The 18,492-nt window shown below is 48.7% G+C and carries 18 protein-coding genes and 1 tRNA gene; 7 read left to right on the top strand and 12 right to left on the bottom strand.

Translation table 11 applies throughout. The features are described from left to right. Positions 1-6: 6 nt before the first annotated feature. Positions 7-579 (top strand): methylated-DNA--[protein]-cysteine S-methyltransferase, encoded by a 573-nt coding sequence (ogt, locus tag JHL22_RS16145; protein ID WP_329610659.1) that lies wholly within the window; start codon positions 7-9, stop codon positions 577-579. Next, the gene (gene arsC / locus JHL22_RS09595) at positions 554-982 is read left to right on the top strand and encodes an arsenate reductase (glutaredoxin) (RefSeq protein ID WP_200236476.1); all 429 of its coding nucleotides are present in this window, start codon (positions 554-556) and stop codon (positions 980-982) included. Before ogt ends, arsC begins: the two co-directional genes overlap by 26 nt. A gap of 25 nt (positions 983-1,007) precedes the next feature. On the opposite strand, the gene JHL22_RS09590 is transcribed toward arsC, so the two are convergent. Together JHL22_RS09590 and JHL22_RS09585 are read right to left on the bottom strand one after the other, a co-directional pair. Continuing rightward, the gene (locus JHL22_RS09590) at positions 1,008-4,064 is read right to left on the bottom strand and encodes an AAA family ATPase (RefSeq protein ID WP_200236474.1); all 3,057 of its coding nucleotides are present in this window, start codon (positions 4,062-4,064) and stop codon (positions 1,008-1,010) included. After that, positions 4,061-5,200 (bottom strand): exonuclease SbcCD subunit D, encoded by a 1,140-nt coding sequence (locus JHL22_RS09585; RefSeq protein ID WP_200236471.1) that lies wholly within the window; start codon positions 5,198-5,200, stop codon positions 4,061-4,063. The genes JHL22_RS09590 and JHL22_RS09585 overlap by 4 nt, the downstream gene beginning before the upstream one ends. Positions 5,201-5,658: 458 nt before the next feature. On the opposite strand from JHL22_RS09585, the gene JHL22_RS09580 reads away from it, so the two are divergent. Then, a complete protein-coding gene (locus tag JHL22_RS09580; RefSeq protein WP_200236469.1) occupies positions 5,659-5,883 on the top strand; it encodes a hypothetical protein in 225 nt (74 codons plus the stop codon). A 157-nt stretch (positions 5,884-6,040) separates the two neighbouring features. On the opposite strand, the gene JHL22_RS09575 is transcribed toward JHL22_RS09580, so the two are convergent. Further along, positions 6,041-6,116, bottom strand: a tRNA-Val gene (locus JHL22_RS09575). 228 nt (positions 6,117-6,344) lie between these two features. On the opposite strand from JHL22_RS09575, the gene JHL22_RS09570 reads away from it, so the two are divergent. From JHL22_RS09570 to JHL22_RS09555, 4 genes are read left to right on the top strand one after another with little or no spacing between them, the layout of a single operon-like run. After that, positions 6,345-6,593, top strand: coding sequence for a MoaD/ThiS family protein (locus JHL22_RS09570; protein WP_200236467.1), 249 nt, complete (start codon positions 6,345-6,347; stop codon positions 6,591-6,593). Next, positions 6,594-7,058, top strand: coding sequence for a molybdenum cofactor biosynthesis protein MoaE (locus JHL22_RS09565; RefSeq protein ID WP_234041224.1), 465 nt, complete (start codon positions 6,594-6,596; stop codon positions 7,056-7,058). Further along, the gene (mobA, locus tag JHL22_RS09560; protein ID WP_200236465.1) at positions 7,055-7,660 is read left to right on the top strand and encodes a molybdenum cofactor guanylyltransferase; all 606 of its coding nucleotides are present in this window, start codon (positions 7,055-7,057) and stop codon (positions 7,658-7,660) included. Before JHL22_RS09565 ends, mobA begins: the two co-directional genes overlap by 4 nt. Continuing rightward, complete coding sequence (locus JHL22_RS09555) at positions 7,660-8,868, top strand: molybdopterin molybdotransferase MoeA (RefSeq protein ID WP_200236463.1); 1,209 nt, start codon at positions 7,660-7,662, stop codon at positions 8,866-8,868. Before mobA ends, JHL22_RS09555 begins: the two co-directional genes overlap by 1 nt. Before the next feature lie 140 nt (positions 8,869-9,008). Here JHL22_RS09555 and fdhE read toward each other — a convergent pair whose 3' ends face one another. From fdhE to moaC, 9 genes are all read right to left on the bottom strand, one after another. Continuing rightward, a complete protein-coding gene (gene fdhE, locus JHL22_RS09550; RefSeq protein WP_200236460.1) occupies positions 9,009-9,935 on the bottom strand; it encodes a formate dehydrogenase accessory protein FdhE in 927 nt (308 codons plus the stop codon). A 10-nt stretch (positions 9,936-9,945) separates the two neighbouring features. Then, positions 9,946-10,752: a formate dehydrogenase accessory sulfurtransferase FdhD gene (fdhD, locus tag JHL22_RS09545; protein ID WP_200236456.1), complete on the bottom strand. Its 807-nt coding sequence runs from the start codon at positions 10,750-10,752 to the stop codon at positions 9,946-9,948. Positions 10,753-10,865: 113 nt separating this feature from the next. Next, entirely contained in the window at positions 10,866-11,513 is a 648-nt protein-coding gene (locus JHL22_RS09540) for a formate dehydrogenase subunit gamma (protein ID WP_200236453.1), read from the bottom strand. After that, positions 11,513-12,427 carry a formate dehydrogenase subunit beta gene (fdxH, locus tag JHL22_RS09535; RefSeq protein WP_200236450.1) on the bottom strand — a complete coding sequence of 305 codons (915 nt, stop codon included), beginning with the start codon at positions 12,425-12,427 and terminating at the stop codon, positions 11,513-11,515. Before fdxH ends, JHL22_RS09540 begins: the two co-directional genes overlap by 1 nt. An 11-nt stretch (positions 12,428-12,438) precedes the next feature. After that, on the bottom strand, positions 12,439-15,552 hold the full coding sequence (gene fdnG, locus JHL22_RS09530) for a formate dehydrogenase-N subunit alpha (protein ID WP_200236447.1): 3,114 nt from the start codon (positions 15,550-15,552) through the stop codon (positions 12,439-12,441). A gap of 276 nt (positions 15,553-15,828) precedes the next feature. Continuing rightward, a complete protein-coding gene (locus JHL22_RS09525; protein WP_200236444.1) occupies positions 15,829-16,509 on the bottom strand; it encodes an ABC transporter ATP-binding protein in 681 nt (226 codons plus the stop codon). Between the two features lies 1 nt (position 16,510). Beyond that, positions 16,511-17,173, bottom strand: coding sequence for a molybdate ABC transporter permease subunit (modB, locus tag JHL22_RS09520; protein ID WP_200236441.1), 663 nt, complete (start codon positions 17,171-17,173; stop codon positions 16,511-16,513). A gap of 18 nt (positions 17,174-17,191) precedes the next feature. Next, positions 17,192-17,935, bottom strand: coding sequence for a molybdate ABC transporter substrate-binding protein (gene modA, locus JHL22_RS09515; protein ID WP_200236439.1), 744 nt, complete (start codon positions 17,933-17,935; stop codon positions 17,192-17,194). Between the two features lie 63 nt (positions 17,936-17,998). After that, positions 17,999-18,481 carry a cyclic pyranopterin monophosphate synthase MoaC gene (gene moaC, locus JHL22_RS09510; RefSeq protein ID WP_200236435.1) on the bottom strand — a complete coding sequence of 161 codons (483 nt, stop codon included), beginning with the start codon at positions 18,479-18,481 and terminating at the stop codon, positions 17,999-18,001. Positions 18,482-18,492: the final 11 nt, after the last annotated feature.

Below are 18,492 nucleotides of genomic sequence, written 5' to 3'. Positions count from 1 at the left end.
CTAAATATGATGAAACTCTATATGTCCAGAATGGCCTCTCCACTGGGAGAAATCATTCTGATGACCGATAACGAAAACAGGCTCAGGGTACTTGATTTTGCCGATCATGAAACGCGGATGCTTGATTTACTGCATCGGCAAAACGAACAAATGGAAATCATTCCTGCCAGCACACCCTGCCCCTATGAAAAGAACCTGCAAGACTATTTCAATGGCGACCTTAACGCACTAAGCAATATCCCGGTGGCAACCGGCGGCACCGAATTCCAGCGTGCGGTATGGCATGCCCTGCAAAAAATCCCCCATGGTCAAACCATGAGCTATGGCGAACTGGCAACCAAGGTTGGTAACCCGAAAGCATCACGGGCCATTGGACTGGCCAATGGCGCCAACCCCATTTCAATCGTCATCCCCTGCCACCGGGTGATTGGCAAAGACGGCAGCATGACCGGCTATGGCGGTGGCCTGGAACGCAAAATATGGCTGTTACGCCATGAAGCCTCTTTCTCTGGTATTATCCCCAGCCATATACCTATAGTTAACAGGAGCCAACATGAGCAAAATAACGATTTACCATAATCCACGTTGTGGTACTTCACGCAACACCCTGGCACTTATTCGCAATACTGGTATTGAGCCCGACGTTATCGAGTACCTCAAGGATACCCCCAGCAAACAGGCACTGGCCGACATCATCGCAAAATCCCCCCATACCATCAGGGATATCATTCGCGCCAAAGAAGCCATTTACCAGGAGCTGGATTTAGCCAGTCCCAAGTGGACAGACGATGAACTGCTGGACTTCATGGTCAAACACCCCGTTTTAATCAACCGGCCTATTGTGGTGGTTAACAATGAAACCGCCAGGCTGTGCCGTCCCTGTGAAGAAGTGCTTGAAATCTTGCCATTGCCCCAGCTTAAAGCCTTTAACAAGGAAAATGGTGATGCGCTTATTGATGAAAACGGCAAGCGCATCGTGTAGTGCGCCTGCCCTGGCAAATGACTTTTTAAACGCCTTTGACCTGAATGCTGCTGCCCCTGGCCGAGGGCAGCACATCAATGCGCAACGCCATTTGCTCTTTCAGTTCGGTCACATGGGAAATAATGCCAACGGTTCGTCCGCTGGCCTGCAAATCCAGCAAGGTCCGAATGGCCAAATCCAAAGAATCCATATCCAGGCTGCCAAAACCCTCATCAATAAACAGGGTATCCAGCCTGATGCCACCGGCATAGGCCTGGACAACATCAGACAATCCCAGCGCCAGCGATAGCGCCGCCATGAAAGACTCGCCCCCCGATAAGGTAGCAGCCGGCCGGGCAATGCCCGTGTATTCATCCATGACCTCCAGATCCAGGCCTGACCTGCTATTACCCTTGGCCCTGTCCTCTTTCCGGATCAATTGATAACGCCCCTTGCTCATGATGCGCAAGCGCACCGTGGCATCAGCCAACACATCATCAAGCAAAACGCTTAGCACAAACCGTTGCAGGCTGATCCGGCTATCACCACGACCATTGGCAATATGGCTAAGCGTGCCATAAATGGCATATTCCCGCGCCAATCCGGCATTTTGTTCATTCATGCGGCCAATTTTTACAGCCACCGATTCCAGTTGATTCAATTGCTCGGCATGATGCTGCCAGGCATGTTGGGTCTGGTCACGCAACTGTTTAATCTGCTCATGCCTGCTTTCCATTTGCGCCAAATCAGGCAGGATTTTTCCCTCAAGCTGCTCACAAATAGTTTTGTATTGCCCTTCAAGCTCATACTGTTGACGGTTGAACTGCTCTACATACCGCTCAAGTGCCTGCATTTCATGGGCGGCCAGCACCGCCTGCCTGCATGCTTGCTCACTGTTAAAGGCGTGCTGCTCAAGCTGCGCCTGACAGGCCTGCTGCGCTTGCCGCAAGGCAAGAATTGCCTGTTCCTGCTGGCTTTCCAGGCCAGCCTGGCGCTCCTGTACCTGCACGTTCTCTTGCCTGGCCTGGTCAAACGCACGCTGGGACGTCTCATATTCATTTTGCAGTAAGGCCAAACGCTGTTTAGAGACGGCCAGCGTTTGTTCCAGCACGGCGGCATCACGAAACGACTCTGGCAATTCGGCCAGCCGAAGCTTGAGCTCATTTTCCAGGGAAGCCTGGGAAAGCCTAATGACCTGCTGCTTTTCCTGGGTTTGCTGCAAGGCTTCGTCAAGCTGCGACAGTTCCTGTTCAAAAACAGCCAGCTGCTCTTGCAACAAAGACTGCGACTGCCTGGCCTGCTTGCACTGGTTAACCCGTTTTCGGGCCTGCTCACACACTTCCTGCAAGACGCCGACCGGTATAACGGCCTTGTCCCCAAGCATCTCTAGCTGTTCATTTATTTGCACCGCCAACGCTTCTTGCAAGGTACGGCTCTGAACCAGGGCATTTTCTATTTTCTGCAGCCGCTGACGGGCATTTTCAAGCCTTTGTGCAGACTGCTCAAGGTCTTCCTTGTTAAGCAACACGCGTTGGGCCTGTGCTGGTTGCGGGTGAGTAGTGCTACCGCAAACCGGACAAGGTTCATTTAACTGCAAACGGCTGGCCAACTGCGCCGCCTGCTCCTGATGCCACTGAATTTGCAGCTGGACATTTTCCTGGTACAGTTCCTGGCAGGCTTGTCGCGCCCTCTCCACCGATGCGGCTTCAGCCAGCACACGTTCTTTCAACACCTGGTTTTTACCCAGCAAAACATCGTACCGGATTTTTAATTGCAGGACATGCTCAACCTGATCCAGTTGCTGTACGGCATCAGACAGGCCCTCAACAAAAGTTTGCAACCCGACAGTTTTTGTCCTGCCCTGCTCCAGTTGTTGCTGTTTATCTTGCCGGGCTGCCAGCTGTGTCGCATACGTCTGGTTAATTTGCTGAAAAGCCGCCTGCTGCCGCTCATTTTCCACTTGCTTTTGTGTAAGCAAGACCATTTTTTCACGGTAACGCTCAAGCTCATGGATGTGTACATTCAAGGCATCTTTTTGCTGGTACTTGCTGGTTGCCAGCTCAAGCTCCTGCCGGGTTTCTTGCTGTTTTTTCCCTGCGGTGGCCATTTTCAGGGCCAGCGTATGCAACTCCTGTCGAAGACTTTCACGGCGTTTTTCCGCCATTTCCTGTGTCTGGATAAACGGCACCAACAAAGCGGCCTGGCGGGAACGGGCAAGTTTATGTTCTGTTTGCCGCAATTGCCCGCGCTCCTGCTCAAGCCTGACCAACGAAGCCTGACAATTTTCTTTCTGCCTGAACAGCTCACTCAAAGCCATTGCACCTGAACGCTCTTTTTCAGACAGCATGAATTGATCAAAGGCCCGGTCTTTTTCCGTTTTAAGCTCATCAACAAGCGGCTTCAGTTGACTGGTTTTTTCTTTCAGGCCAGCTTCAGAACTCGAATCGGCCGATTCCAGCAAGCCGGCAATTTTCAGGTCATATTCTTTTTTGCTTTCTTCAATACCTGCTGCCCGCTGCTTAAGTTTTTCTTCTATTTTGTGATAAATCGAGGTTTGAAACAGCTGGCTGAAAATGTTTTCCCTTTGCTGGGAATTGGCCAATAACAAATCCCTGAACTTACCCTGTGGCAAGACCATCACCTGCCTGAACTGATCAGCAGTAAGCCCGGTCAGCTCAATCACCCTTTCTGTCACCTCGGTGGCTTTTTTCGGAATCAGCAAAATCTCATTCCCGTCAGCCGGTATTTCCCACAGCTTTGCTTCGGTCGCTTGCGTGGTAAGTCCTTCACCACGCTGTTTGGGCTTATTCTGGGTTGGCATCCTGGCAATACGATATTGCTTTTCACCCAAAGCAAACTGGAATTGAACTTCGGTTAACAGTTGGGGGTCCGCCATATCCGAACGCAGGGCAGCCGGTTCGCGCTCATTATCGGCTGCCTGGCCGTACAGGGCAAAACAGATGGCATCCAGCAAGGTACTTTTACCGGCACCGGTTGGACCATTAATCAGAAACAGGGGGTTTTCTCCCAGACGGGTAAAATCAACCTCTTCTTGCGCCGCAAAAGGACCAAAAGCCTGCATGCTTAAATAGACGGGTTTCATGCCTGCTCCTCTTTACGCACGTCCAGAATGACCGCTTTAACCGCCTGCTTCTGGGGCTCACTTAGTGCCTGTCCAGCCACCTGCTCAAAAAAATCACAAAACAAATCGTACTCATCGCGTTTCAGGGCCTGCCCCGGGGCCTGCACTTCACCCTCAGCACGATACAAGCCGGGCTTTTCCAGTTGCAACACATTGGGATATACCTCACGGATTTTACCTACCGGATCCAGCACGGCGTGGGTATCCGCAAGCTTTACCAGAACGTAATCGTGCGCATGGGGATCTTGCCGGCCCATTTCAACAATGTCGGCCAATGTCCCTTCCAGGGTTCTCACATCGTGCAAGGGCTTCAGAGGCAGGTTTTGTATGTTTGCCTGGCCGTTTGCATCCAGCCCTACCAGGGTAACGCCCTTGTTGTGAAACTGCTCTGAAAAACTGTATTTAAGAATAGAGCCTGAATAACGAATATGCTCGGCCCCTTTATACTGGGGCGCATGCAAATGGCCCAGCGCCACGTAATCAAATCCGTCAAAAACCGTGTGGGGCACCACATCAGAACCGCCGATTGATAAAGGCCGTTCAGATTCGGAATTCACCGCCCCCTCCAGGAAGCAGTGCGCCAGCAATACGTTGACGCTTTCCGGATTCATGACCTGTTTGATTTTTTCAGCCAGCAGGCAATGCGCCGCTTCGTAGGAGTTGACCGGTTCCTGAAAATAATTGCGCACCAGCTCGGGATCATTAAAGGGCATGCCATAAAACGCAATCTGTTCATCATTCGCATTAATAATAACCGGCTTGAGCATCTGCTCAAAATCGGCAATGATATGCACCCCCGAAGCGCTTAACTGTTGGGCAGCAAAGCCAAGCCGGCGGGCGCTGTCATGGTTACCCGGAATCATAATGACCGGAATGTTTAACTGCGCTATCCGGTTTAAGGTTTTGTCCAGCAAAGCAACGGCCGACACCGGCGGCACCGAGCGGTCATACACGTCTCCACTAACAAGCAATGCCTGCACCTGATACTGTTCAAGATAGGCAATCATCTGGTCCAGCACATACTCCTGGTCTTCAATCAGCAAACGGCTGGCAAACTGACGGCCCAGGTGCCAGTCAGAGGTATGAATGAATTTCATGTAATAATCGTCATTTTTTATATTTGCGTATATTTGCGTTATCGACCATTTATGATCGCACAGGCATTTTAACGCATTAAAAAATCAGATCAGGAAATTTGCCGTAGCTATCAGCCTTAGCCTCTCAAGCTTGAAACCCTGCCGGGCCATTACTCTTCGTGCTCTGACATATCTGAATTGACCACATCTACCGCACAATCACCAATAACATCAATACAAAAGGCTAACCAACCATAGACACGTCCGGCGAATATTCTCATTGCTCCCTCCTGTAGAAAACAATAGAATTATGATGTCCCTATACGACACAAACGTGACAGATGCCATCAGCGCCCAAACAAGCCATACAAGTGTTGCAACATCCCCCACGCACTTGTCACTTGTTTCACAAGTGCTATAAGATGTAAGGGCTATTTAGCGTATTGAAATCAATACATTCTGCTTTACAGGAGAAAAATATGTACAAGTTAAATGAAAAGGGCAGATATGCACTTGAAACTTTTATGGATGCTATTGCCAAACCGGGTTTCGAGCTTGAACCCATTTATGAAATAGCTACCCGTATTGCCAATGAATACTTCCCGGTTGACGGAGACGCTATTCTGGAACTGGACCCCGGCCAGACCCAATCGGGCAACCCCGAAGTGATCCAGTTATTCAAAAGCTGGTTTGACCACTCTTAGTACAAGAATTGCTTTCCGGTTAAACCGTTTATTTGAAAAGCAATGCCGTTTTTTTAAAGCTGGCCACTTGGCCAGTTTTATTTCATATTATTATTAATAAACACAGGCATAAAAAAAGCACTTACTAATGTAAGTGCTTGATTTGCCAATCATGCAATGGTGGGTGCTACAGGGGTCGAACCTGTGACCTACGCCTTGTAAGGGCGCCGCTCTACCAACTGAGCTAAGCACCCATTGCTTAACTGAAGAATTAAATTATATAAGGCCTTTTAAAGGTTGGCAAGACTTTTTTAAGATTACGCTTAAATTCCATCAAAAACACTGTTATTTTACAACAAACCAGAAAATCCAATATTATCCCGGCCCCTTTCACTAACAAGCCGCTACGGGATGAAAGCGGCATATCCGCAAACTTTGGTTATAATGATTAATTCAATACCATAACTATGGCATTACCAAATATGTTAAAAATTATCTATATGGCAAAACTAAAAGAACAATTGGCCATTGCTGAAGAAACGATTGAATGGACGGGTGGCACCTGCGATGACCTCATCCAGTTGTTACGCAGCCGCAACGAATTGTGGCATACAACCCTGGCACCCGAAAACGTGTACAAGCTTGCCATCAATAAAAGCATTGTTCACCAAAACACCTACATACCGGAAAATGCCGAAGTTGCTTTGCTCCCACCGGTTACCGGAGGCTAAATGGTGCATGCCATCAGTATTCAAACCGCAGACTTCAGCCTGGAAGCCGAAGAAAAACTGGCCGAAGCGTCTTCAAGAAACTGTGGCGCCCTGGTCAGTTTTACCGGAAAGGTTCGCGGCAAAGACCATGAGCAATTGCTCAGCCACTTGTACCTGGAGCACTTTCCCGGGGTAACCGAACAGGAAATAGAAAAAATCATTCTGGCTGCCCAAAAAAAATGGCCTTTACAGTATGTAAAAGTCATCCATCGCATTGGCAACATCAAAACCGGCGAAAGAATTGTTCTGGTCCTAACCGCTTGCGAACATCGCAAAGACGCCTATCAGGCTAATGAATTTATTATGGATTACCTGAAAACCGAAGCGCCTTTCTGGAAAAAAGAATGTTTTGCCAATGGAGACGCCCGTTGGGTAGACATGAAAAAATCTGATCTTGATCACACACAGCGATGGAAGCAGGCATGAAATCAAATACAGCCGGACTCATTCTTGCCGGTGGACTGGGCAGCAGAATGAACCACCAGGACAAGGGAATGGTTTTGTTCAAGCATAAACCTCTGGTGGAATATCCGCTGGCGCTTTTGCAAAAAACACTGGATTGCATTGTGATTAGCGCAAACCGGAACCTGGATAAATATGCCTCTTATGGACATCCGGTTATACAGGACTTGCCCCAATACGCTGAAATGGGCCCGTTAGGTGGTATTTACAGCGCCAGCATCCAGCTCCCTGACAATATTGAATTTATCCAGGTGGTTCCCTGCGACACCCCTTTCTTGCCCGACTACCTGACGGCGCGTCTGCATAACGCCCTGCTGCAAACCAATACCGATATTGCCATGGCAATCAGTGGCAGCAACCAGCACCCCAGTGTTATACAGTTCAGGCGTTCACTGCTGCCCGACCTGAAACGGCGGCTTGATAACAACGTGGACAAACTGCGCCTGCGCTCCTTTGTTTTGGACAACACCCATACATTGGTCAATATTGAGCAGGAAGATTTTTTTATCAATTTCAATAATCCAGAATCACTCAAGCTCTGGGATTCATTACAAGGTTCAACATAATGCGTGATTATTACGAAGCACTTGAAGAGCTTCTTGCCAACACCCAGGCAACCACTCAAACAGAAGTCCGCCCCCTTGAAGAGGCTGAAGGCTATATTCTGGCCGAAGAGTTGGCGGTTAATTATGATGCGCCCATGTTTGATAACAGCGCCATGGACGGCTACGCGGTGTGTGACCTGGACCGGACCGAATGGGAAATTATTGCTGTGATTGCTGCCGGCGATGACGTAACCGCCATCAGCCTGGCACCGGGACAGGCCGTACGTATTTTTACTGGCGCAGGCATACCCGCCAATACCGATAGTGTTGTTCCACAAGAAAATACCACCGTTACCGATAGTCGTGTGTCGGTAGAGCAAGCATTAAAACCCGGCGCCAATATCCGTCGTCAGGGTGAAGAATTAAAAAAAGGGGATGTGCTGGTTTCATCCCAGACGGTTATTTCTCCGGCGGCCATCGGCTTGTTGGCCAGCCAGGGCTATGCCAGCATCAGCTGCTTCAAGCCCCTTACCTTAACCCTGTTTTCTACCGGCGATGAGCTGCTTGCCCTAAGCGAAGCGCTAAGCCCCGGTAAGATTTATGACTCAAACCGCCCCATGCTGCTAAGCTGGCTTAAACATTATGCCTACCTGAATGTGATCAACGGCGGTGTTTTACCTGATGACTACGACACCATCAAACAGGCCTTGCAGCAGGCTTCAGGCAACTCGGACATCATCATCTGCTCTGGCGGTGCTTCTGTTGGTGACAAAGACTATGTCAAACAGGTGCTGGACGAACTGGGCACCCTTGAACACTGGAAGTTGGCCATCAAGCCCGGCAAGCCCTTTGCCTGGGGCAATATTAATCATCGCTGCAAGGTGTTTTTGTTACCTGGCAATCCGGTTGCTAGCTATGCAACGACCTTGCTCATGACACTGCCCGCCATTAAATATCTGGCCGGTCTTTCACTTGAAAAAGCCCGACCAAAAACCTGGAAAGCCCAGGCAGATTTTTCAATCCCGAACAATAAGCAAGGTCGCCGTGACTTCTGGCGTGGCGCGATTACCCTGACAGAAACCGGTATCTGGGCGGCGCCGGTCAAAGGCCAGGACTCGCATATGCTTTCGGGTTGTGTCAAGGCAGATATATTAATCGAGATTCCCGGGCGCACGAATGTTGAACACGGCCAATGGCTTGATGTTTATCCTTTGCCACACTCGTTTTAAACCCAGCTTATTTTCAATAAAAAGCCCAATAACACAAACCGTTATTGGGCAATAAAAAATATAAACCGTGGTGGCAAGACCGTTTGGCATCGCAAGCGCCTGCCTGTAACCCGAAGCGTGCTTACTGGCTTCAGGTCATATTAATGGCGCGCTTCTTTTTCCATCACCAGAAAAGGATTCGCCCCACCGCGGGAATAACCTTTTTCACCCAACATCATATCCAGGGCTAAAGATCCCAGGTCATCGGCTACCGGATCGGCATGCTGTTCTTTGCTTAGGCTGAACATTTTACGGTAACCCTGGCAAACATCACAGGTTTCACCACTGGCACCATGTAAAGCACCTTCTGTTGCCCCTTCCACCGATTGCAATGTCATATCCTTGGTGTTGCCACAGAATGTGCATTTTGCCCTTAAGGCATTCCAGCGACTGTTGCATAAGTTGCAATGCAGGTAACGCAGATTTTCCTGCTCACCGCTTTTTAAAATCACACTGCCAACCGCATCACTGCCACAGCAGGGGCACTGCACGCGTTCGTCACGCGAAGGAACATCAGTTTCCTGCAGCTGCATCGCCCAGTAAGTCCAGACAACCTGCAGTACGGCATGCACCCAAATGCTGTATTCCTGATCATTCTCTTTGATTTCCTGTTGCAGGATACGCAAGGCCAAGGCTTCCTGCTCGGGTACCGGCATGGCCAGCAGGCGCTGCCAGGTTTGTTCCATATGAGCCGAAAGCTCGCTCTTGCTGCGTTCATACAAGGCATTCAACATGGGGGTAAAACAGAACGGGATCGCGGTACTGTAAACATTTAGCAAGGAAGCCGAATCATTGCGTTTAAGTTCTGGCACCACGGCATCGGCATCCGCCAGCAAGCCATGCTGGACTCGTGACAACTCAGAAAGAAGCTGCAAATACAATTTCCAGTCGGATTTTTCCAGTTTGGCCAATTTTTTGAAACGATCACTGCGGGACAAAAACAGATTTTTGTCCGGTGCTATCCAAAATGGAATATGAAAAAAAGATTTTTCGATTTCTTCTTTTGATTTTAATTTAATGTGATCCATGTAAAACCCTTTAATCTGCCAAAGTAATATATTCATGACCGGTGTAAATCACCTGCTGCTGAGGCTTGGCAAAGCCTATTAGCGTCATATTGGCTTCTTGTGCCAATTGCACCGCCAGCGCAGTGGGCGCAGAAACGGCAACCAGGCATCCAACCCCCAGCACGGCAGACTTGACCACCATTTCGTAGCTGGCACGACTGGATACCAGCACAAAACCCTCTGACCAGTTCCAGCCTGCCCGGGCACCAAACCCCAGCATTTTATCCAGGGCATTATGACGCCCCACATCTTCAAACAGGGCCTTTATATGACCGTTCTTGTTTACCCAGGCCACCCCATGCACAGACCCTGTTTCGGCCCGCAATGGCTGCAACGAGGCAAACGCATCAAGCGCGGCTGAAATATGTGCGGCAGAGATGGCTGGCCTTACCGTTACCGGTGTGATAACCGGTTTAACCGCATCCAGGCTTTCTATGCCACATAAGCCGCATCCGGTGCGTCCGCTTAAATTACGACGCCGTCCCTTCAGCTGTAAAAATGCTTCTGAGGCAATGTCCATATTAACCAGCATGCCTGTCGAGGTTTGCTCTACCTCTACATCATAAAGCTGGGAAACCGAAGACAAAATCCCTTCGGTAAGGCTGAACCCAAGCGCCAGCTCTGGCAGATCCTGTGGGGTTGCCATTAAAACCACATGAGAAATGCCATTATAAACAAGCGCTACCGGCACTTCATTGCTCAGGCAATCATCTGTTTCGTTTATCTGCCCCTGTTTCAGGCGCCAGACAGGTAAGGTTTTAAGTGGGCTTGCAGTCATTTTATGCTTTTGAAAGTAAGTCTTGCCGGGTACCAGCAGGCATCAACGGCAAACGCCTGAACCTGACCTTTAAACGTCAGCCTCGGCATTTACCGGTTAATACAGTACGCTAGTTATAAGCGCCCTGCCGCCTCATCCTTGGCTTTCTTTTTCGCCATGATTTCACGATACCAGCGAGGATGATGCGCCTTGGCCCATGCCTGGGTAACCACGCCTTCCACCATGGCACGAATGGTGCCTTTAATCCAGATGGCGGCGTATACGTGCACAATAATGCCTGCAATTAGCACCAGGGCAGACACGGCATGCAGCAATAAGGCAATACGGATGACCGGAATCGGGAACATGTCGGCAAAATAAGGACGCCAGGCAATAAATCCAGTTACCAGCAATGACAACATACAAATTGTCATTAGCCAGAACATGATTTTCTGGCCGGCATTATATTTGCCGGTATCACCCACTTCTTCGCCTTTAAGAATTTTCCCTACCGATGTCAGCCATTTGACATCTCCCTCTTCCATGAAATTAAATTTCCAATACCGGAAAAACTGGATAAAAAAGCCAACAAACATAACCACCCCGACAAAAGGGTGAATAATACGGGCCAGCTGTGGCGTGCCAAACACACCCGTCAGCCAGAAAAAGGCAGGATAGAAAAAAGCCAGGCCGGAAATCGCCAGCAACACAAAGCAGCCGGCCACAATCCAGTGATTGACCCGTTCGGCTTTGTTATAGCGCTGAATCAGTTTCTCTTTCATTATGCATCTCCCTCGTCTTTAAGCTTGTCACCATCTTTGCCAATAATTTCAGGCTTTTCTTCAACGGTCCGGTTTGGACCGATTGTAATATAGTGCAGCCAGGCGACGATACCCGCTACGGCAATACCAACCGTAGCCAATGGTTTAAGAATACCTTTCCATAAACTGACGGCTGTACTAATTTCAGGATCTTTAGGCAGATCATTATAAAGCTGCGGTTTATCAGCATGGTGCAAAACATACATGACATGGGTACCACCCACACCTTCAGGATCATACAAACCGGCATTTTCATAGCCCCGGTTTTGCAAGTCTTCAATCCTTTTTTCAGCCACCAGCTTCATGTCATCTTTGGTACCAAACTGGATGGCACCGGTAGGACAGGTTTTGACACAGGCCGGTTCTTGCCCAACCGCGACACGGTCTGAACACAAACTGCATTTATAAGCCCGGTTATCCTTTTTGGAAATCCGTGGAATATTGAATGGGCAACCGGCGATACAGTAACCACACCCAATACAGTTTTCCTGATGGAAGTCAACAATCCCGTTTTCATACTGAATAATGGCACCAGGTGAGGGGCAGGCTTTCAGGCAGCCAGGATCGGTACAGTGCATACAGCCATCCTTGCGGATCAGCCACTCCAGCTTGCCATTTTCTTCGGTTTCGGAAAAACGCATGACGGTCCAGCTATCTGCCGTCAAGTCTATCGGGTTGTCATAAACGCCGTGATTAATGCCAATATCATCACGCAAATCGTTCCATTCGGAACAGGCTACCTGACAGGCCTTACAGCCAATACAGGTGGTCACGTCAATTAATTTTGCCACTTCTTCCGGTTGACGCACACTTGGTGGTGGCGTCATTTCAGCTGTCGCGGAACGACGACGGATATCTAAAGATTGCAATGCCATATTTTAACTCCTTAAGCCTTTTCCACGTTCACTAAAAATGTTTTGTATTCGGGTGTCTGTGCATTACAGTCACCAACAAAAGGCGTCAAGGTATTTACTAAATACTGTTTTCTGTCTGATACATTAACCCAGCCACCATGCAAGGGAATCCCAACCTGGTGCAGGGTTTCACCATTAACCTGCAAGGGCCGGATCCGTTTTGTAACAACGGCCCTGGCCTTGATAGAGCCCCGGATAGTGCTAATTGTCACCCAATCACCTTTTTCAATCCCTTTTTCTTTGGCCAGCTCTTCGCTAATTTCAACGAACTGTTCTGGCTGGGCAATCATGAGCAGCTTGACCGATTTGGTCCAGAACTGGAAGTGCTCGGTCAGGCGATAGGTGGTCCCCACATAGGGGTACTTATCTTTCTTGCCAAAACGGCTTCTGGCACTGTCAAACATACGTACGGCTGGAGAATGCACCACGCTGGGGTGCAACAGGTTAGTGCCCAGCGGCGTTTCCATGGGTTCATAAGACTCGGGGAAAGGACCGTCCACCAGTTTTTTGGTGCAGAATAAACGGCCAACACCTTCTTCGTTCATAATGAACGGATTCATATCCGTGCCGGGTGCCTCATCCGCCTTGAAGTCGGGTATATCGGCCCCCACCCATTTGCGTCCATCCCACTCGATCAGCGTACGGTTTTTATCCCATGGCTTGCCACTGGGGTCGCACGATGCACGGTTATACAGAATGCGGCGGTTGGCCGGCCAGGCCCAGGCCCATCCCGGCGTATTGCCCAAACCGGAATCGGTGTTGTCGCGACGGGCCATCTGGTTGCCGTTTTTAGTCCAGCTACCTGAAAATATCCAACAGGCACAAGACGTACTTCCGTCATCACGCAATTGATGAAAACCATCCAGCAGCTGGCCTTTGGGTATGATGATATTACCCATCTCATCTTTAATATCTTCCAGGGCACGGCCATTAGATTCCTGGGCCATTTCATGCGGCAAGGGGCTGAGGGGATTCTTATATTGCCAATCTAGGTTAACAATTGGCTCGGGCACAGTACCGCCCTCTTCCAGGTAAAGCTTTTTAAGACGCTGATGAATTTCAGCCAGAATTTCCAGATCCGGTTTAGCATCGCCTGGAGGATGCGCCCCGGCCCAGTGCCATTGCAACCAGCGTGACGAGTTAACGATGGAACCCTCTTCTTCAGCAAAACAGGGCGTTGGCAAACGGAACACCGTTGTCTGGATGCTGGCAGGATCAACGTCGTTATGCTCACCATGATTTTCCCAAAAAGTGGCCGTTTCGGTATTCAACGGGTCCATTACTACCAGGAATTTCAATTTTGAAAAGGCTTCGGCCACCCGTTTTGAATCAGGGAATGAACTGGTAATATTAAAGCCCTGCACCAGCAGTCCCTGCATTTGACCCTGATAAATCATCTCGGTCATTTGCAGGCTATCGTACATCTTGTCCCATTTGGGCAACCACTCATAACCCCAGTCATTTTCTTTGGTGGCGTTTTCACCAAAGAACCATTTAAGCAAGCTAACCATGAACTTGGGCGTATTACTCCAGTAGTTCAGTTGACCAGGACGGAAAGATTGCGGGGTTTGCCTTTGCAGGTAATCGTCAAAGGTAGGGTGCTGGTTTTCATTTGGCAACACCAGGTAGCCCGGCAAGCTGGTAGACAGCACGCCTAAATCAGACAGTCCCTGAATGTTGGAGTGACCGCGCAAGGCATTGACCCCCCCGCCCGCCATGCCAATATTACCCAGCATGAGCTGGATCATGGCCATGGTACGGATATTCTGGGTCCCATATGTATGCTGCGTCCAACCCAGGGCATAAAGAATCGTCCCTGTCTTGTCGGGAGCACTGGTTTCACCCAACGCCTGGCAAACCAGCAGGAAATCTTCAATCGGTGTACCGGTGATTTTGGTCATCATCTCGGGCGTGTAACGGGAATAATGCGCTTTCATTAAATTCCATACACAACGCGGATGGCTTAGCGTTGGATCAACCTTGGCATAACCGTTTTCGTCCAGCTCATAAGTCCATGAACTCGTATCGTAACTGGCGTTTTTGGGCTCATGCGTATCCGCTAACGGATCAACAGCAACTGTAACATCGCTTGTTTCGACATAATCGGGATGACCGGAAAACAGGCCTTCATGAAAGCCATACTTTTCATCAACAATGAAACTGGCGTTGGTATAGGCTTTTACATATTCCCACTGGATCTTATCGTTTTCAATTAGCCAATGAATGACCGCCCCCAAAAAGGCAATGTCACTGCCTGAACGAATCGGTAAGTAGTGGTCGGCCACCGCAGCGGTTCGGTTAAAACGCGGATCACAAACGATTAACTTGGTCCCTTTTTTCTTCTTCGCTTCAATGACCCATTTGAAACCAACCGGGTGCGCTTCTGCCGGGTTGCCACCCATAACCAGAATAAAATCGGCATTCTGCATATCACAGAACGTATTGGTCATTGCTCCACGGCCAAATGTAGAAGCCAGTGCCGACACAGTGGGCGCATGGCAAACACGCGCCTGCGAGTCTGCCGCCACGATACCCAAAGAACGAATGAATTTTTGGGTCAGGATGCCGGCTTCACTGGAGCCGGCGGATGTACAGGCCATGCCAACCGCTTCAAGACGGTTAACCGTAACGCCTTTGTCGTTTTTCACAATCAGATGCTTATCGCGCTCGTCTTTAATCAGGCGGGCGATACGATCGAAAGCGTCATTCCAGGAGATTCGCTTCCACTCATTGGTGCCGGCTTCACGCACTTCAGGGTAGTGCAAGCGCTTGGGGCTGTTGATGTAATCAATCAGGCCGGCTCCTTTCGGGCATAGGCTCCCCCTGCTGACCGGATGATCCGGGTCGCCTTCAATGTGATATATTTTTTTGGTTACGTTTTTTGCGCCATCGCCCAGGCTGTATAACAAGGTTCCACAGCCCACCGAACAATAAGTACAGTTATTGCGTGTTTCAACCGCTCTTAACAATTTGTACTGGCGAACTTCAGCCCACGCATTGGTTGGCGCCGCGCCCATGACAGCCAGGCTTGTTGCACCAACACCGCTTGCCGTAACTTTAAAAAACTGTCGTCTGGTCATCTTCATTGCGATGATGCTCCTATCGTGTATATATTTAAGACCCTATGATCAATAGGGGCTATTATAAGTAAAATTTCATTTAAAAAAATTATCACTTTAAAAAATTTACAAATAAATACTTACATCCATCAAAATGACATATTTATTATATCCAGGCACTCGTTCCATTTACATTAACAATACAAGAAAGCCTGCCAACAGGCTCTTTTTAAATACGCTTAAACAAGAAGCACCTGACAATCCAGGCAAACACTTTGGTCTTGATTCTTTTGGAAATTGTTTTTAAAAACTCTCTTTGGGAACTTGCTTTAAAGATGTGAATTCAATCAAATCTGCCGAAAACGCTTTTATATCTTCCTCGTCATGAGTAATAAGCATTAAGGGGATTTTTAATTCTTCCTGCAATTCTTTGACTTCTTCACGCATATGTATGCGAAGTTTTTTATCAAGGGCGGCAAACGGTTCATCAAGCAACAAAATTTCTGGTTCGATAATCAAGGCCCGGGCCAAGGCAACACGTTGCTGCTGGCCACCAGACAACTGGCCGGGATACTGCCTGGCCAGATCGGTTATTTGAAACCTGTCCAGCCAGTGGTAGATATTTTCACGATTATCCCGTGACACCGTATTAAACAAGCCTTTACGGTTTAACCCGAAACCTACATTTTGTTCTATGGTCAAGTGCGGAAACAAAGCGTAGTTTTGTAGAATATACCCTACATGGCGCTCCTGCGGCACTATATTTATATTTTTTTCTTTGTCAAACAGCACCCTGTTTTTAATTTTTATGCCGCCGCTGTCAGGCGTTAACAAGCCCGCTATGCATTTTATGGTCAGGGATTTGCCCACCCCCGAAGGACCAAATAAAATCACTTGATCCTGATGACTGCATACCTGCGTATCCAGCATGAACGTTCTAGAAGCGGAAACCAGCTTTTTCTGGATGTTTATATCAAAAATCATGTCAGGCACGCTTTGGAGAAAAATAATAAGCCAACACCAAAACCACAATACAAACCACTGATATTAGCAAAACCAACTGGTTGACTTCGCTATCCTGGCCTGCCTGGACCGCATCATAAATGGCAATTGAAAGCGTTTGGGTTTTACCCGGAATACTGCCAGCCACCATTAAGGTCGCCCCAAACTCACCCAAGGCCCGAACAAAGCCCAGCAAAACGCCTGCCATAATTCCACGCCAGGCCAAAGGCAAAAAGACCCGAAAAAATACCGCTGTCTTTGATACGCCCAACACCCAACCCACCTGCTGCAACTGCTCATCTACCGACTCGAAAGCGGCACGGGCCGGTTTAAAAACCAGCGGAAAAGTAACAATAACCGCAGCAACAATCGCACCGTTAAGGGAAAAAATAAGCCCAAAACCAAAATTAGTTTCAAGCCACTGGCTTAAACCGGTTTGATTGCCAAACAGAACCAGCAAATAATAACCCAATACGGTTGGCGGCAACACCATTGGCAAGGTGGCCAGCACATCAAGCACTTGCCTGAAAAAACTGCGCTTTTGAGACAGGTACCACCCAAAAGCGATGCCCAGGACAAGATTAATCAAAGTGGCCCAAATAGCCACTTTAAGAGATAGGAACAAAGGTACCATTACCGACTGCATTGCCTGTTTTCCTGACGATTAAGGTCGGGCAAAACCGTATTTATCAAAAACAACCCGGCTTTCTTCTGACAACACATAATTAACAAACTGCTGGGCAAGCGCCGGCTCTTTACTGTCTTTGATGACAGCAATCGGATAAATAACCGGTTTATCAAGGTCTACATTGAAAACGACCTTAACCTTATCGGCCAGGATTTTGGCATCAGTGCCATAAACAAAACCGGCTTCAACGTTTGCATTGGCCACGTACTCAAGTGCCTGACGAACATTTTGCGTAAACACCGTTTTCTCTTTAAGTGCATTATCAAGACCGGCCTTTTTAAGAGCCGTTTCGGTATAGCGACCGGCTGGCACACTGGATGGATTGCCAATGGCAATACGCTTTACCTCATCGCTTTGCAGATCATTCAGGGTTTCCAGTTTTAGCTTGCTGGCGGCAGGCACAATGAACACCAGTTCGTTTTTTACAAAATTGGTTTGCCGGTTATTTTGCAAAAACCCGCCCTCATTGGCAGCCTGCATATTGGCAAGGTCGGCACTGGCAAAAACGTCTACCGGCGCACCATGACGGATTTGCTGAAGCAGGCTTCCTGAACCGCCAAAATTGAAATCAATCTTGTGCCCTTGATGCGCCTGCTCAAATTTCTGGCCGATTTCCTGAAACACCTCTTTCAGGCTGGCTGCAGCAGAAACCGTAATGGTGGCCGCCGAAGCATTACCCACACCCACGCATGCCAACAGCAGCAATATCCGTTTGAACATATCCTTATTCCTTTTACTTGACCGGCGCTTGATGACTTCAAAAACAAAAAAAGTATAACACTCTTAAACAGCCTGCCAATCACCTGATTTGCCGCCTTTTTTCTCAAGTAAATGAATATGCCCCATCTGCATGCCTTTATCTACCGCTTTCAACATATCGTAGATGGTTAGCAGCCCGGTGGAAACTGCCGTCAGGGCCTCCATTTCCACACCGGTTTTCCCTGTGGTTTCAGTCGTGGCCACCACTTCAACCGATTGCCCTGCTGCATCCAGCTTAAATTCAATACCCACATGCGTCAGGCTTAAAGGATGGCACAGCGGAATCAGCAAGCTGGTGTGCTTGGCGCCCTGGATCGCAGCAATACGGGCAATACCCAGCACATCACCTTTTTTGCTTTGTCCGGAAACAAGCAAACGGTAAGCCACTTCATTCATACTTATTTTCCCGCTGGCGCGGGCAACCCGTTTGGTTTCCTTTTTTTCAGAAATATCAACCATATGGGCCTGGCCCTGGCTGTCAAAATGCGTTAATTGTTGATCTGGCACGTTTTATATCC

Origin of the sequence: Advenella mandrilli, assembly GCF_016595155.1 — a bacterium.
In the GTDB taxonomy this organism is placed as follows: domain Bacteria; phylum Pseudomonadota; class Gammaproteobacteria; order Burkholderiales; family Burkholderiaceae_B; genus Advenella; species Advenella mandrilli.
This window is presented reverse-complemented; position numbering and strand designations above follow the sequence as displayed.

What these genes read in the sequence shown, in the direction of transcription:
- JHL22_RS09570 (WP_200236467.1), top strand. Translation starts at nt 6,345, where the DNA reads ATGTTAAAAATTATCTATATGGCAAAACTAAAAGAACAATTGGCCATT.
- fdhD (WP_200236456.1), bottom strand. Translation starts at nt 10,752, where the DNA reads ATGACTGCAAGCCCACTTAAAACCTTACCTGTCTGGCGCCTGAAACAG.
- modB (WP_200236441.1), bottom strand. Translation starts at nt 17,173, where the DNA reads ATGCAGTCGGTAATGGTACCTTTGTTCCTATCTCTTAAAGTGGCTATT.
- JHL22_RS09580 (WP_200236469.1), top strand. Translation starts at nt 5,659, where the DNA reads ATGTACAAGTTAAATGAAAAGGGCAGATATGCACTTGAAACTTTTATG.
- modA (WP_200236439.1), bottom strand. Translation starts at nt 17,935, where the DNA reads ATGTTCAAACGGATATTGCTGCTGTTGGCATGCGTGGGTGTGGGTAAT.
- fdhE (WP_200236460.1), bottom strand. Translation starts at nt 9,935, where the DNA reads ATGGATCACATTAAATTAAAATCAAAAGAAGAAATCGAAAAATCTTTT.
- JHL22_RS09585 (WP_200236471.1), bottom strand. Translation starts at nt 5,200, where the DNA reads ATGAAATTCATTCATACCTCTGACTGGCACCTGGGCCGTCAGTTTGCC.
- arsC (WP_200236476.1), top strand. Translation starts at nt 554, where the DNA reads ATGAGCAAAATAACGATTTACCATAATCCACGTTGTGGTACTTCACGC.
- fdxH (WP_200236450.1), bottom strand. Translation starts at nt 12,427, where the DNA reads ATGGCATTGCAATCTTTAGATATCCGTCGTCGTTCCGCGACAGCTGAA.
- JHL22_RS09540 (WP_200236453.1), bottom strand. Translation starts at nt 11,513, where the DNA reads ATGAAAGAGAAACTGATTCAGCGCTATAACAAAGCCGAACGGGTCAAT.
- JHL22_RS09525 (WP_200236444.1), bottom strand. Translation starts at nt 16,509, where the DNA reads ATGATTTTTGATATAAACATCCAGAAAAAGCTGGTTTCCGCTTCTAGA.
- JHL22_RS09565 (WP_234041224.1), top strand. Translation starts at nt 6,594, where the DNA reads ATGGTGCATGCCATCAGTATTCAAACCGCAGACTTCAGCCTGGAAGCC.
- mobA (WP_200236465.1), top strand. Translation starts at nt 7,055, where the DNA reads ATGAAATCAAATACAGCCGGACTCATTCTTGCCGGTGGACTGGGCAGC.
- JHL22_RS09555 (WP_200236463.1), top strand. Translation starts at nt 7,660, where the DNA reads ATGCGTGATTATTACGAAGCACTTGAAGAGCTTCTTGCCAACACCCAG.
- fdnG (WP_200236447.1), bottom strand. Translation starts at nt 15,552, where the DNA reads ATGAAGATGACCAGACGACAGTTTTTTAAAGTTACGGCAAGCGGTGTT.
- ogt (WP_329610659.1), top strand. Translation starts at nt 7, where the DNA reads ATGATGAAACTCTATATGTCCAGAATGGCCTCTCCACTGGGAGAAATC.
- JHL22_RS09590 (WP_200236474.1), bottom strand. Translation starts at nt 4,064, where the DNA reads ATGAAACCCGTCTATTTAAGCATGCAGGCTTTTGGTCCTTTTGCGGCG.